This is a genomic window from Arthrobacter sp. zg-Y40 (genome assembly GCF_020731535.1).
Lineage (GTDB): Bacteria > Actinomycetota > Actinomycetes > Actinomycetales > Micrococcaceae > Arthrobacter_B.
This window is the reverse complement of the sequence record NZ_JAJFZS010000015.1, coordinates 78,740-92,228: the sequence shown is the minus strand read 5'-3', so window position 1 is coordinate 92,228 and position 13,489 is coordinate 78,740. Positions and strand designations below refer to the sequence as shown.

Sequence of the window (13,489 nt, the reverse complement as noted above, 5' to 3'; positions counted from 1 at the left end):
CGATCATGTCACGAAGGCGCTCCCATCTGCATCGATGCCTCAAGGCCCGCGGAAAGTCGGTAGTCTAGGTACTACAACAACATCTAGTGGGAGGCAGCTATGGCGGTTCGGCCCAACCCCAAAAAAGACACGTCATCGGATTACCGCAAGAACGCGATGCGTGCAGAAGTAGCCGCGGAGACGCAGCGGCTCAAGCAATACCTGGCCCCCACGGTAGAGATGCAGGACCTCTTCCTCGAAGACATCGAGATCAAAATGGCCGGCGCCCACCGCACGGTCCACGTGGTCGTGGACCTTCCCGAGACCCAGGTCGGCGGAGTCAGCCTGGACCGGATCTCGGCTGCCGCACAGGCAATATCCGAGGCCATGGACAATGATCCCCACGACGACGGCAGGCCTTACAACCTGGAGGTTTCCTCCCCGGGTGTCTCCCGTCCCCTGACTGAACCGCGCCACTGGCGCCGCAACGTGACCCGGATGGTGTCGGTTTCCGTAATGAACGGCGACGATGTCATGGGCCGCGTTGTTTCCGTCGATGATGACGGCATTACGTTGATACCGGAACTCCCGGTCAAGAAAGGGATGAAAGCCAAGCAGGGGGACCCGCTCCATCTGCCTTTCGCCAACATCCGCAAGGGCCGCGTTGAAGTTGAATTCGCCCACCTTGAAGACGACCCGGCCGGCGAGGACGCCCCGGATGATGAAACCACAGCTGAGGAGGCCTAGATGGATATTGATATGAGTGCGCTGAGGCTGCTGGAACGCGAACGGGAGATCCCCCTGGATCTGCTTGTTCCGACCATCGAGCAGGCTCTGCTGGTTGCCTACCACAAGACCAACGGTGCACAGGATTCGGCCCGGGCGGAACTGGACCGGAAAACCGGCCACGTCACCATCTGGGCCAAGGAACTGGACGACGACGGCGCCGAGGTGGGGGAGTTCGACGACACGCCTGCAGGCTTCGGCCGCATTGCCGCCAGCACCGCCCGGCAGATCATCCTGCAGCGGCTGCGCGACGTCGAGGATGACAACATCCTCGGCGAATTCAAAGGCCGCGAAGGTGAACTGGTCTCCGGCCAGATCCAGCAGGGCAACAACCCGCACATGATCCAGGTGAACCTCGGATCGGTGGAGGCACTGCTGCCGCCGCCCGAGCAGGTCCCCGGCGAGAAGTACCTGCACGGTTCACGCCTGCGCGCCTTCGTGGTTGATGTGCGCCGCGGCTTCAAGGGCCCGTCCATCACCCTCTCGCGTTCGCACCCGGGCCTGGTCCGGAAGCTCTTCGAACTGGAAGTTCCGGAAATCGCGGACGGCAGCGTGGAAATCGTGGCACTGGCACGCGAAGCCGGGCACCGCACCAAGATCGCGGTCAAGGCCAACGTCCCGGGCATCAACGCCAAGGGTGCCTGCATCGGTGAAATGGGTTCGCGCGTGCGTGCGGTCATGAACGAGCTGCACGACGAGAAGATCGACATTGTCGACTTCAGCGAGGACCCGGCAACGTTCATCGCCAACTCACTGTCGCCGTCGCGCGTCAACTCCGTGACCATCACGGACGAAGACATGCGCTCGGCACGTGTGGTCGTACCCGACTACCAGCTATCGCTGGCCATCGGCAAGGAAGGGCAGAACGCCCGCCTTGCAGCCAAGCTGACAGGCTGGCGGATCGACATCGTTTCCGACGCGAAGGCCTCCTAGGCCGTCCGTGCCGGGAGCGGATGCAGCGCCGGTTAAGAAAGGCGCTAGAATGTATAAGGCCGGGTCACCCTCCGCCTCCCGTTCACCTGCAGCCGCTTCCGGCGCTGCCAGGGAAACCGGGGACCGTACGCACGTTCCGCAGCGGACATGCATAGGGTGCAGGAAGAAGGATGACCAGGCTGTGCTGCTTCGGCTGGTACGGGTCAGCATGGAAGGCGTCAACGCCGTCCGTGTGGACCAGGACCGCCGAATGTCCGGCAGGGGTGCTTGGTTGCACCCGGAGCCGGCATGCCTGAGATTGGCAGTGAAACGTTCCGCATTCCCGCGGGCCTTCCGGGGCGCTGTAGGAATAACGGACGTGGAGCGTTGGTTCAAGGCCCTTGAGGACGTTCCGACCGGGAACGGCTTCAAAACCGTCCAACCTGAAAGCGGGTCAGAAATCTGATGGAAACCCGATGAGTACCCAGCGATGAGTGCTTTGTTGTGCTCTGTGATGGGCCCTGCTGCAACTGCAGTGGAAGCCCGCAGCAAATAGACGGTTCGTACCTGGCTCGGTGCGGACCGAGACAGGAGAAATGTGGCCAAGGTCCGCGTACACGAGCTCGCAAAAGAGCTCGGCATTACCTCAAAGGATGCAGTTGCAAAACTGCAGGAACTGGGCGAATTCGTCCGTTCCGCCTCTTCGACCATTGAGGCCCCGGTAGTAAAGAAGCTTCGAGGCGCCTTCCCGGCGTCTGACAACAACAAGGCAGCCGCACCGGCCGCCGATTCAAAGCCTGCAGCCCCGCGCTCCGCAGCACCCAAGCCCGGCAAGCCCGCTCCGGCCGCGCCTGCGGCCCCGGCAGCGGAACAGCCTGCTGCTCCGGCCCCGGCCGCCCCCGCAGCTCCGGCCCCCGCTGAGGCAGCTCCGGCCGCCCCGGCAGCTGCCGAATCCGCTCCGGCCGCTCCGGCAGCCGAAACCCCCGCGGCTGGCAAGGCAGACGCCGACAACGCGTCCGCTTCGTCGGCACCGCGTCCGGGCGCTCCGCGTCCCGGCGCCGGCGGCCCCCGCCCCGGCAATAATCCTTTCGCCACCTCCCAGGGCATGCCCCGGCCGCGTGGCCGGGGTGAAGGCGAGCGGGGAACGGGCGCACCGCGTCCGGGCAACAACCCGTTTGCCACCTCCCAGGGGATGCCGCGTCCGGGTGGACGCCGTGACGAGGCCGAACGGACCAGTGCCCCCGGTGCCGGCGGCCCCCGTCCCGCAGCCGGTGCAGGCGGACCGCGTCCGGGCGCTCCGCGTCCGGGTGCACCCCGTCCCGCAGCAGGCGGAGCACGTCCGGGCGCCCCGCGTCCGGGTGCACCCCGTCCGGCAGGCGCCGGCGGAACCCGTCCCACACCGGGCATGATGCCCAACCGCACCGAGCGTCCGGCAGCCCCGGGCCGTCCCGGTGCCGGTGCAGGCGGACCGCGCCGCGGACCGGGCGGAGCCCCGGGAACCGGCGGCGGCGCACCTGTTGGCGGCGGCTTCGGCAAGGGCGGCCGCGGACGCGGCGGCACTGCCGGTGCCTTCGGTAAGGGCGGCGCAGGCCGCGGCAAGCAGCGCAAGTCGAAGCGGGCAAAGCGGCAGGAACTGGAGCAGATGTCAGCTCCGTCGCTGGGCGGCGTTTCGGTACCCCGCGGCGACGGCAACACTGTTGTCCGTCTGCGCCGCGGCGCGTCCATCACGGACTTCGCCGACAAGATTGAGGCAAACCCGGCCGCACTGGTAACCGTGCTGTTCCACCTCGGTGAAATGGCAACGGCCACGCAGTCCCTCGATGAGGGAACCTTCGGGATCCTGGGCGAGGAACTGGGCTACCGGATCGAGGTTGTGTCCCCCGAGGATGAAGAGCGCGAGCTCCTCAGCCAGTTCGACATTGACTTCGATGCCGAGCTGGAAGCCGAAGGCGACGACGAACTGGAAGCACGTCCTCCGGTAGTCACCGTTATGGGTCACGTTGACCACGGTAAGACCCGCCTGCTGGATGCCATCCGGAACTCCAACGTTGTTGAAGGCGAACACGGCGGCATCACCCAGCACATCGGTGCCTACCAGGTCGACTTCGACCACGAGGGCACCGAGCGCGCCATCACCTTCATCGATACCCCGGGCCACGAGGCGTTCACCGCCATGCGTGCCCGTGGTGCCAAGGTCACCGATATTGCGGTCCTGGTTGTTGCAGCCGACGACGGCGTTATGCCGCAGACGGTGGAAGCGCTCAACCACGCACAGGCAGCCAACGTGCCGATCGTGGTTGCGGTGAACAAGATCGATAAGGAAGGCGCCAACCCGGAGAAGGTCCGCGGCCAGCTGACCGAATACGGTCTGGTTCCCGAGGAGTACGGTGGCGACACCATGTTCATTGAGGTCTCTGCCCGTCAGAACCTCAACATCGACGCCCTGCTCGAGGCCGTGCTGCTCACCGCAGACGCTGCCCTGGACATGCGCGCCAACCCGAACAAGGATGCCCGCGGCATCGCGATCGAAGCCAACCTGGACAAGGGCCGCGGTGCAGTTGCAACTGTGCTGGTCCAGTCCGGAACGCTGAAGGTCGGCGACACGATCGTGGCCGGAACGGCCCACGGCCGCGTCCGTGCCATGTTCGACGAGAACGGCGACAACGTCACCGAAGCCGGACCGTCGCGTCCGGTCCAGGTGCTCGGCCTGTCCAACGTTCCCCGCGCCGGTGACACGTTCTTCGTCACCGACGACGAGCGTACCGCCCGCCAGATCGCTGAAAAGCGTGAAGCTGCGGACCGCAACGCGGCCCTGGCCAAGCGCCGCAAGCGGATCAGCCTCGAGGACTTCGACCAGGCTGTTGCCGACGGTAAGGTCGACACCCTTAACCTCATCCTCAAGGGTGACGTTTCCGGTGCCGTGGAAGCCCTGGAAGACTCGCTGCTCAAGATCGACGTCGGCGAAGGCGTGCAGCTGCGCGTCATCCACCGCGGCGTTGGTGCCATCACGCAGAACGACGTCAACCTGGCGACGGTGGACAACGCCGTCATCATCGGCTTCAACGTCAAGCCGGCTGAACGCGTTGCCGACCTGGCAGAGCGTGAAGGCGTGGACATGCGCTTCTACTCCGTCATCTACGCAGCAATCGATGACATTGAGCTTGCACTCAAGGGCATGCTCAAGCCTGAGTACGAAGAAGTCCAGCTCGGCACTGCCGAGGTACGCGAAGTCTTCCGTTCCTCCAAGTTCGGAAACATCGCCGGCTCGATCGTCCGCTCCGGCGTCATCCGCCGCAACGCCAAGGCCCGCGTCACCCGCGACGGCAAGATCATCGGTGAGAACCTCACCGTTGACTCGCTCAAGCGGTTCAAGGACGACGCCACCGAGGTCCGCACGGACTTCGAATGTGGTATCGGCCTGGGCTCGTTCAACGACCTGCGTGAAGGCGACATCATCGAGACCTTCGAGATGCGCGAGAAGCCGCGCGTCTAGCAGTCCGTGGCCGGAGCCGCCGGGAAGTTTCCCGGCGGCTCCGGATCCGCGCTTTTCAACGTTCTTAGGTAAGGAGAGGTAATGGCAGATCCAGCACGCGCTGCGAAACTCGCTGACCGCATCAAGGTAGTGGTTGCCCAGGCGCTCGAACGGCGGGTCAAGGATCCGCGGCTGGGCTTCGTCACCATCACCGACGCCCGCGTCACTAACGATCTTCAGCACGCCACGCTGTACTACACCGTTTTCGGTGACGAGGAACAGCAGGCAGACACGAAGGCCGCATTGGAATCGGCACGGGGCATCCTCCGCGCCGAAGTGGGTAAGAACATCACCGTCCGGCTGACGCCCACGCTCGAATTTGTGGCTGACGAGATTCCGGTCAATGCCAACCACCTCGAGGAGCTCATCCGGGCCGCCAAGGAGCGCGACGCCGAACTGGCTGCGCTCAAGGAAGGCGCCACGTACGCCGGCGACGCCGACCCGTACCGCAAGGACGAGGACGACGAAGACTTCGAGGACGATCTCGAGGACTCCGATGCGCCGGTCGACTCGGACGCAAAGTAGCTAGCAAAAACGGCAGCTGACGCTGACGCAAAAAGGAAGCGGTTCCCCTCCGGGAGCCGCTTCCTTTTTGTTGCCGGTCAGGGGAGTTGGCCGCCTGCCGAAAGTTAGTCCTCCTCGTCCTGTGTGCTGTATGGGAGCCCGCTGCCGCTGTTTCCGCCGTGACCGTCTGCGCCGCCGCAGCCGGCATGCACCACCTCGACGCCGATGATCCGGCCAGCCGGAGGCGCCTCGGGTACGGGCGGCTCGGCGGGTGGCTCACCCGGTTCCTGCGGGCCTCCGGGGGGAAGTACGTCCACTGAGGCATAGAGCGTTGAGCCGCGCAGTTCCAGGGCGCCGGGCTGGTTCACTTCGTAGAATGGTTCGGGCGTATCGCTCCCGGCCGGGATGACCGAAATGCGGTTGGCGAACAGCTCGGCCACGTAAATGTCCCCGTCCGGAGCAACCGCGAGACCGGTGGCTCCGCTGAAGCCGGTGGCCACCACTTCCATTTCGCCGGACCGGGGGTCCACCCGGAACACTGACCCGGTCGGGAAGCCCTCAGGCGCCCCGGGCAGGGAGGCGACATAAAGCATCCCGTCCGGGCCGCGCTCCACATCGGTGGGCACCGGCTCCGTGTCGTAGGTGAGTCCCACAGTGCACTCCGGCAGCCCGTTGGCCTCCGCCATGGGTGCGGTGATGGTTACGGGGATCGCCGGCAGCACGGCCAGGGTGGAGATGTCCCCGTCCCAGTCCACCAGCACGAGGGCATTCATGCCGGAGTCCGAAACCACTATGCCGTCCCGGGTGGGAACCGTGGCATACGGGTTCGAGTCCGTGCGGCCGGGGCGGGCTGTGCGGACCTCCGGGGGCAGCTGGGCCGCGCAGGCTGCATCCAGGCCTTCGAAGCCGTAGGTGTTTACGGCGTCGGGGTTTTCGGCGTATTCGTGTGAGGCGACGTTGGCAAGGGTCTCCACATTGCCGTCCCGGTCCACCGACTTCAGCAGGCTGATGTTCTGCGCCGGGTCTTCGGTGTCGGCGCCGATGCCCATGGTGTAGTAGGTCCGGCCGTGGATGCGGGATACACCTGCGGAACCGTAGCCGCCTCCGACGGCGTCCAGGGTTTCCGTGCTGCCATCCGGAGCTATCCGGGTAAGCACCCCGGCAAAAGACTGGGCTACGTCTATGGCTCCGCCGCGGCTCACGGCGAAGCTGAGCGGCGAGAGCAGGTTTTCTGCCACGGTGGTGACCTCGCCCGCGGCGGGCGGATCGGGTGGCTGCGGCGGGCGGGGCCCGTAGCCGCCGGCCGCAGCCGGCGAGGCGCCCAGGGCCAGCAGCGCGGCAGCTGCCAGGACAGCGGCAGCTGATGATGACGATTTCACGAGTGTCTCCTTTGGGGGCGAGGGTGCTGGGAAAAGAGGCAACGGGGGAAGGCCTGCCTGTTCGCAAGCAAGCCTTCCCCCTGGTTGCGGGAAGGTCAGCGGGCGGTGGGTACCGCCCGTGCGGACTCAGTCGCGCTCGTGGATCCGCACGACTGTGGCCAGCGGTGTGTCCTCAACGGACGATCCGACGTACACCGGCACGTTGCCGGCCGGCGTCACCCACTGATCGGTGTTCTCGTCCCAGTACGAGAAGGACTGGATGTCCAGGGGCAGCCGTACCCGCTGGCTCTGCCCCGGGGCGAGGGTTACCTTCTCCCATCCGGCCAGCGACCGTTGGGCGGTGGCTACCGGTGCCGGCAGTCGGCCCGCGTAGGCCTGGACCACTTCGCTGCCGATCCGCTCGCCCACATTGGTCAGGCGCACTGAAACTTCCAGCGGCTTGCCCTTGCACCGGTCCCTGCCATGGCTCTTGGTCGGGCTCGGCGTTGGGGTGGACGTCTCGGTAGGCGACGGCGACGGGCTGGCCGTCGAGGCGGACCCGGCGGTCGGACCCGCCTTGGCATCCTCCGGGGCGGACACCTCGGGGTCAACCGCGATGCCGTCCTGCGCCATGGCTGCATCCTCGGAGACGCTGGTGTCGTCCCCGAAGAGCTGGTCCGTCAGGCCCTTGGCCTTGCCGGGCTTGAACGCGCCACACGTGATCCGCAGGTCCGAATAGTCGAAGTCGGTGTAGCTCAGGCCGTACCCGAACGGGTAGGCCGTGGGCAGGCCGAACTCCTGGTAACCGCGGTAGCCCTCGAAAATGCCCTCTGTGAACTCGGCATCCAGTCCATTGCCGGGGAACTGCGCCGTGGTGGCGGTTGGCGTCAGCTCGTCACTGACCGGAATGGTGATCGGCAGCCGGCCGGAGGGATTGGTATCACCGAACAGCAGGCTCGCGATGGCGGTGCCCTGGTTCTGCCCGGGGTACCAGGCCTGGACCAGCCCATCCACCGCGTCCTGCCAGTCCACTACCTCCATGGCACCGCCGGTGGTCATGACGACCACGGTGTTGGGGTTGGCGGCTCCCACCGCACGGATGAGGTCTGCCTGGTAATTCGGCAGCGCCAGATCCGGCAGGTCGCCGGCCTCGGACGAGAAGTCACGGACCATAACGACGGCGGCATCGGCAGCCGCGGCCTGCTCGGCGGCGGCTTCCACCTGCGGCAGGACTACACCGGCCGGCGGAACCCAACCGAGCTTGACCTGCGGTCCGTTGCCGTTCCACTGGGAGCCGGTGTCAAAGGCGTAGGACAACTCCACGGTGTGGGTGGAGCCGGCGGTGAAGTCCAGCGGTACGGAGATGGTCTGGTTCTCGGCTTCTGCGGAGGGGGTGAAGAAGTCGGTTTCATTGATGACCTGGTTGCCGTCAACAGTGAGGGTGGTCCGTCCGTTGGTGACTACCTGCAGCTCGTAGGTCCCGGTCACCGGCGCTGTCAGCGTGCCGGTCCAGCGGGCCGACATATTGGTGTCCAGTTCCTGCGGCTGGGTAGGGAAGTGCGGTGAGGAGGCGTTGAAGTTGGTGTAGACAAAGAAGCCTGCGTTCAACCCGGCATAGGGCTCCACCCGGTCCAGGTACGGTGTGCCGGAGAAGTCCTGGTTCAGGAAGTACTGCGCGGTCAGTCCGGTTCCCGCCGCCCCGCCCGTTGGGGTGAGGAACGATGACGGGATGGGCTGGGCGCCGGGCAGGTATGCCGTGGAGGTGACCGGATCGGTGCCGGGGACAAAGTTCACGTCCGCACCGGTATCTGCAAGGCGGTCCTGGATGCCTTCCAGTGCGGAGGTCTCTTCGGTGGGGTTGGCGATATGGGAGCTGCCTCCGCCCTGGACCACCACGTCCGCATCGGTGCCGACCACGGCAATCGAATCCAGGGCCCCCGCGTCCAGTGGCAGAAGCTCGTCGTCATTCTTCAGCAGGACCATGCCTTCTTCGGCAATGTCTGCCGATTCCGCGTTGTGCGCTTCGACCGGCAGCGGTTGTCCTTCGTAGCTGCGGTCGAAGAGGCCGAGTCCAAACATGGACCGGAGGATGCGCAGCACCGCATCGTTGATCCGGTCAATGGATACCTCACCGTTGTTGACGGCATCGATCAGCGGCTGGCAGAACAGGCACGTGCCGGCCTCACCCGCCACCGGGTCGAAGTTGCCCGGCTGCTGCTGGTCCAGTCCGTTGTTGATGCCCAGTGTGGTGGTTTCGGCAGCGTAGTCCGTCAGTACCCACCCCTCGAACTCCAGCTGGGTCTTGAGGATCTGGTTGAGCAGGTAGTCGCTGTCACAGGAGTATTCGCCGTTGACCTTGTTGAAGCCGCACATAACGGACCCGGGATGGGATCCTTCAACGGCAATGGCGAAGGGCCGGGTGTAGATTTCCTGCAACGCCCGTTCGCTGAGGACGTTGTTCAGGCCCTCCAGCCGGTTCGTCTCCTGTGTGTACACAGCCCAGTCCTGCTGGTTCGACATCACCCCGCCGTAGTTCTGCGTGGTTTCGGAATAGGCTGAACCCATGATGCCCTGCAGCAGCGGGTCTTCGCCGTAGGACTCGAAATTCCGGCCGTTCTGGGGAACCCGGGCAATGTTGATGGACGGTGAGAGCAGGATGTTCAGGCCGTTCCGGAAGGTCTCGTCCGTGGCGACCTGAGAATGCCGCGCCGAGACGTTGCGGTCCCATGAGGCCGCAACGGAAATGGCGGAGGGCAGCAGGGTGGACTCGCCGTTGTTGAAGTTGGTGTTGGCCTGCCGCACGCCGGTGCGGCCGTCGGTCATGGTCAGGGCGGGAATGCCCAGCCGTTCGATGGGCGCGTTGTAGAACCCGTATTCGTTGTTCAGCTCGCCGTGCAGCATGTCGACTTTTTCTTCCAGCGACATTTGGGAAAGCAGGGCGTTGGCCCGGTCCGTCGCGGACTGGTCCTCGTCCCAGTAGTTTCCGTTGTCCTGGCCGCTGCCTGCAGCGGCCTGCTGTCCGTTCGCGGCGCCGGCAGCTCCGGAAGGGACCACCAGTGCAGCTGAGCAGACGGCCACAGCGAGGATTTTCAGGGTCTGCGTATGAGCGGGGCGGCGATGGCCGCTGGAGGAACGCCGCCTCAAGCGCGCGGCCAGGGCATGGGTCATTAGTGCGGGTGACTTTTTCACGAAGTACTCCTCGGCAGGGTTCGGTCCGATGAGAGACTGCCCCAACACGCACCCGCAAGCGTTCCCCGGGTGGAGCGCTCAAAGACTAGGGGGCCGGACTACGCACGTAAACCGAGATTGCGGGTATTGACCGCGGTGCGTGCTCGACGCTGTGCGAGTATAAAAACCAGCTGCCGTCGGCGTTCTAGGTAGTTCCTGCTGCCGGCGGCTCCGGCAGCCGGCCGACCCCTTCGAGCAGCTCATCCCGGTCCCCGCACAGGGCGATGCGGATCCAGCCCTCGCCAATGGAACCGAAAGCCGTCCCCGGCGCCACGGCCACACCCTGTTCGGCCAGGAACCGCACGGTCCAGTCCCGCACGCTGCCCCCGGCCGCGAAGGACACATCGGCCCACAGGTAGAAGGCGCCTTGGGCTTCCAGATACCCGATGCCCTTCCGGTCCAGCACCGCGCAGGCTGCATCCCGGTTCGCCCGGTAGTGGGCGGCAGCGGTGGATACGTAATCCTGCGGTCCGGTCAACGCGGCCAGCGCCGCGTACTGTGAGGGTGAAGCCACGCAGGAAACAATGGACTCCATCACTGTGCTCAGCACTGGTTCCAGGCCGGACGGGAGCACCAGCGCACCGATCCGCAGCCCGGTCAGGCCGTAGGTCTTGGACAGCGTGAGGGAGGTGATCACCCGTTCCCCGGCGTCGCCGTCGAACGCCAGCGGACTGACATGCGGAACGTCGAAGGTGAAGGCCTCATAGCATTCGTCGGAGATGATCCACAGATCGTGCCGCCGGGCAAGATCCACCAGTTGCTTGGTCAACTCGGGACTGAACACCGCGCCCAGCGGATTGGACGGCGAGTTCAGCAGCAGCACCCGGGTCCGCGGTCCCAGCAGCGCCTCAAGGTCCTCGATCCGCGGCTGGAAGCTGTGCTCGGGATACAGCGGGTACTGCACGGGAACCGCGTGCAGCAGTTCAGCGGTCATCGCGAAGGTTGGGTAGCCGGGATTCGGCACGAGGATCTCATCCCCCGCGTCCAGGAGCATACTCATCGCCAGGTGCAGTCCCTGCTGGGCGCCCGAGGTGACAAACACGCGTTCCGCGGAAACCTGCGTGCCGCTGAGCGCTTCGGCGTGCCGGGCAAAAGCCTGCCGCAGGGGAGCGATGCCGGCGTTGGGCGTGTACCCCGTTTCGTCACGGTCCAGTGTGGACCGCGCCGCGTCGAGGATATGCGCCGGAGTGGGGAAGCCGGGTTCGCCGATGCTCAGGACAATGGAATCGGGTTTCGCCCACGCGGCCTGGGTGATTTCGCGGATCTGGTTTGCGGGAACGGCGCGGACGTGGGGTGAGAGCTGTGCCATATCCGCATCGTATCGCCGTCGGGCCGGCCCGCGGCGCGCCCGCCGGGCACCGCGCCGCACCATATACTGAAAGGCGTGAATTCAGGGCAGGTCCGTTCAGGACTGATTATTGTGGACAAACCGCAGGGATGGACGAGCCACGACGTGGTCGGCCGCCTCCGGCGGCTGGCTGGCACCCGGAAGGTGGGGCACGCGGGCACCCTGGATCCCATGGCTACAGGCGTGCTGGTGGTCGGCATCAACAAGGCCACCCGCCTGCTGACCTACATTGTGGGTACCACCAAGACGTACGAGGCCACCATCCGTCTGGGCCAGTCGACCCTGACGGACGACGCCGAGGGTGAGGTCACTGCCGAAACGATTGCCGCCGCAGTGACCGATGAAGAAATCCGTGCCGCCGTGCAGGCCCTCACCGGAGACATCCAGCAGGTCCCCAGCAGCGTCAGCGCCATCAAGGTCAACGGGGAACGCTCCTATGCCAAGGTCCGCGCGGGCGGCGAAGTGAACCTGCCGGCCCGCCCCGTAACGGTGTCCCGCTTCGAAATCCACGACATACGGCGGGAGAACGGCGGCAAGCTGCGCGACGTCGACGTCACCGTGGACTGCTCCTCCGGCACCTACATCCGCGCCCTGGCCCGCGACCTCGGTACCGCGCTGGGCGTGGGCGGGCACCTGACGTCCCTGCGCCGCACCTGCGTGGGGCCCTTCGGCATCGACGACGCGTCCACTCTGGAGGAGCTGGCCGGTGACCTGCGCGTCCTGGAGCTGGACGACGCCGCCGCGCAGCTCTTCCCGGTCCGTAACCTCTCCGCGGCCGAAGCGGAGGACCTGTCCCACGGCCGCAGGATCACCGCCACTGGTAACCCGGAGCCGGGGCCGGTGGCTGCCATGGACCCCGAGGGCCACGTGGTGGGCCTGCTCGAGGACAAGGGCACCGCCGCCAAAGCGCTGCTGGTCTTCGCACCCGGAAACGAGAAAGCGTAAATGGGCGTGGACCTTCTTTTCCTGGTCGGCTCGCTGATCTGCCTGGTGTCGGTGGTGCTGTGCATCGGCGCAGCCGCCCTGCGCCACGGGCCGAACGACCTCACGATCCTCTCCGCTGCCGCCGTTGAACTCTTCCTGCTGGTCTACGGCGTGGTGTCACTGGTCCGCCTGGCCACCGGGCAGCACATTGCCGGTGAAGCGTGGGAATTCTGGGGCTACCTGCTGACCGCCCTGATTGTTCCAATCGGAGCGGTCTGGTGGTCGCTGATGGACCGCAGCCGCTGGAGCAACATTGTGCTCTCCGCCGTCGGCATCACCGTATTTGTCATGCTGTTCCGCATGGAACAGATCTGGGATGGAGTAAACCTGCTATGAAACGCAACATGGGCCCCCGCAACGACGGTGCGGCCAAAGATACGGCCCCTGCTGCGCGCAATGCCGGCCCCGGGCGGCTGCTGGTAGCCGTGTACGCCATCTTCGCCCTGGCCGCGACCGCGCGTGCCGCGTTCCAGATCCTCACCAAGTTCGACCACGCACCACTGGCGTATCTGCTGTCCGCCTTCGCTGCGGTTGTCTACATAGTGGCAACCGTGGGACTGGCCCGGTCCGGTTCCACCGCGTACAAGGTCTCGGTTGCGGCCGTGGGCGTGGAAATGGTCGGCGTGCTGGCCGTGGGCATCTTCGGCCTCGTGGACCCCGCGGCGCTGCCCGATGACACTGTGTGGTCCGGCTTCGGCAGCGGCTACGGCTACGTTCCGCTGGTGCTGCCCATGGTGGGCCTGTGGTGGCTGTACCGTCACCGCGCAGACGCACGGAAGTAGAAAGACAGCATGCTTACCTGATCCGGTCAGGTGCGTGAGACCATGGCAGGAACAGACACTGTTCCAAACCCAATCA

Annotated in this window: 11 protein-coding genes; 8 read left to right on the top strand and 3 right to left on the bottom strand. The window is 65.7% G+C overall.

What is annotated here, in order from left to right; all coding sequences use genetic code 11:
* The first annotated feature begins 99 nt into the window (after positions 1-99).
* From rimP to rbfA, 5 genes are all read left to right on the top strand, one after another.
* The gene (rimP, locus tag LJ754_RS15720) at positions 100-726 is read left to right on the top strand and encodes a ribosome maturation factor RimP (protein ID WP_227927296.1); all 627 of its coding nucleotides are present in this window, start codon (positions 100-102) and stop codon (positions 724-726) included.
* A complete protein-coding gene (gene nusA / locus LJ754_RS15715; RefSeq protein ID WP_227913981.1) occupies positions 727-1,698 on the top strand; it encodes a transcription termination factor NusA in 972 nt (323 codons plus the stop codon).
* 49 nt (positions 1,699-1,747) lie between these two features.
* On the top strand, positions 1,748-2,143 hold the full coding sequence (locus LJ754_RS15710) for a YlxR family protein (protein WP_227913982.1): 396 nt from the start codon (positions 1,748-1,750) through the stop codon (positions 2,141-2,143).
* Positions 2,144-2,275: 132 nt separating this feature from the next.
* The gene (gene infB / locus LJ754_RS15705) at positions 2,276-5,170 is read left to right on the top strand and encodes a translation initiation factor IF-2 (RefSeq protein ID WP_227927295.1); all 2,895 of its coding nucleotides are present in this window, start codon (positions 2,276-2,278) and stop codon (positions 5,168-5,170) included.
* 81 nt (positions 5,171-5,251) lie between these two features.
* On the top strand, positions 5,252-5,734 hold the full coding sequence (gene rbfA / locus LJ754_RS15700; RefSeq protein WP_227913984.1) for a 30S ribosome-binding factor RbfA: 483 nt from the start codon (positions 5,252-5,254) through the stop codon (positions 5,732-5,734).
* Positions 5,735-5,838: 104 nt separating this feature from the next.
* Here rbfA and LJ754_RS15695 read toward each other — a convergent pair whose 3' ends face one another.
* The 3 genes from LJ754_RS15695 to LJ754_RS15685 all read right to left on the bottom strand — a co-directional run bounded on the left by LJ754_RS15695 (position 5,839) and on the right by LJ754_RS15685 (position 11,608).
* Positions 5,839-7,092, bottom strand: coding sequence for a ScyD/ScyE family protein (locus LJ754_RS15695; protein ID WP_227927294.1), 1,254 nt, complete (start codon positions 7,090-7,092; stop codon positions 5,839-5,841).
* Positions 7,093-7,218: 126 nt separating this feature from the next.
* Positions 7,219-10,260: a beta-glucosidase gene (locus LJ754_RS15690; RefSeq protein WP_227927293.1), complete on the bottom strand. Its 3,042-nt coding sequence runs from the start codon at positions 10,258-10,260 to the stop codon at positions 7,219-7,221.
* Between the two features lie 184 nt (positions 10,261-10,444).
* A complete protein-coding gene (locus LJ754_RS15685; protein ID WP_227913987.1) occupies positions 10,445-11,608 on the bottom strand; it encodes a pyridoxal phosphate-dependent aminotransferase in 1,164 nt (387 codons plus the stop codon).
* 66 nt (positions 11,609-11,674) lie between these two features.
* On the opposite strand from LJ754_RS15685, the gene truB reads away from it, so the two are divergent.
* Genes truB through LJ754_RS15670 form a run of 3 tightly spaced genes read left to right on the top strand, consistent with a single transcriptional unit; the run spans position 11,675 to position 13,413 of the window.
* Positions 11,675-12,592 (top strand): tRNA pseudouridine(55) synthase TruB, encoded by a 918-nt coding sequence (truB, locus tag LJ754_RS15680; protein ID WP_231700865.1) that lies wholly within the window; start codon positions 11,675-11,677, stop codon positions 12,590-12,592.
* Positions 12,593-12,967 carry a hypothetical protein gene (locus LJ754_RS15675; RefSeq protein ID WP_227927292.1) on the top strand — a complete coding sequence of 125 codons (375 nt, stop codon included), beginning with the start codon at positions 12,593-12,595 and terminating at the stop codon, positions 12,965-12,967. It begins immediately after the preceding gene.
* Positions 12,964-13,413 (top strand): hypothetical protein, encoded by a 450-nt coding sequence (locus LJ754_RS15670; protein WP_227927291.1) that lies wholly within the window; start codon positions 12,964-12,966, stop codon positions 13,411-13,413. The genes LJ754_RS15675 and LJ754_RS15670 overlap by 4 nt, the downstream gene beginning before the upstream one ends.
* Positions 13,414-13,489: the final 76 nt, after the last annotated feature.

Excerpts from the sequence above, each read along its gene's own strand:
- rbfA (WP_227913984.1), top strand. The coding sequence starts at position 5,252 with ATGGCAGATCCAGCACGCGCTGCGAAACTCGCTGACCGCATCAAGGTA.
- rimP (WP_227927296.1), top strand. The coding sequence starts at position 100 with ATGGCGGTTCGGCCCAACCCCAAAAAAGACACGTCATCGGATTACCGC.
- LJ754_RS15670 (WP_227927291.1), top strand. The coding sequence starts at position 12,964 with ATGAAACGCAACATGGGCCCCCGCAACGACGGTGCGGCCAAAGATACG.
- nusA (WP_227913981.1), top strand. The coding sequence starts at position 727 with ATGGATATTGATATGAGTGCGCTGAGGCTGCTGGAACGCGAACGGGAG.
- LJ754_RS15710 (WP_227913982.1), top strand. The coding sequence starts at position 1,748 with ATGTATAAGGCCGGGTCACCCTCCGCCTCCCGTTCACCTGCAGCCGCT.
- LJ754_RS15675 (WP_227927292.1), top strand. The coding sequence starts at position 12,593 with ATGGGCGTGGACCTTCTTTTCCTGGTCGGCTCGCTGATCTGCCTGGTG.
- LJ754_RS15685 (WP_227913987.1), bottom strand. The coding sequence starts at position 11,608 with ATGGCACAGCTCTCACCCCACGTCCGCGCCGTTCCCGCAAACCAGATC.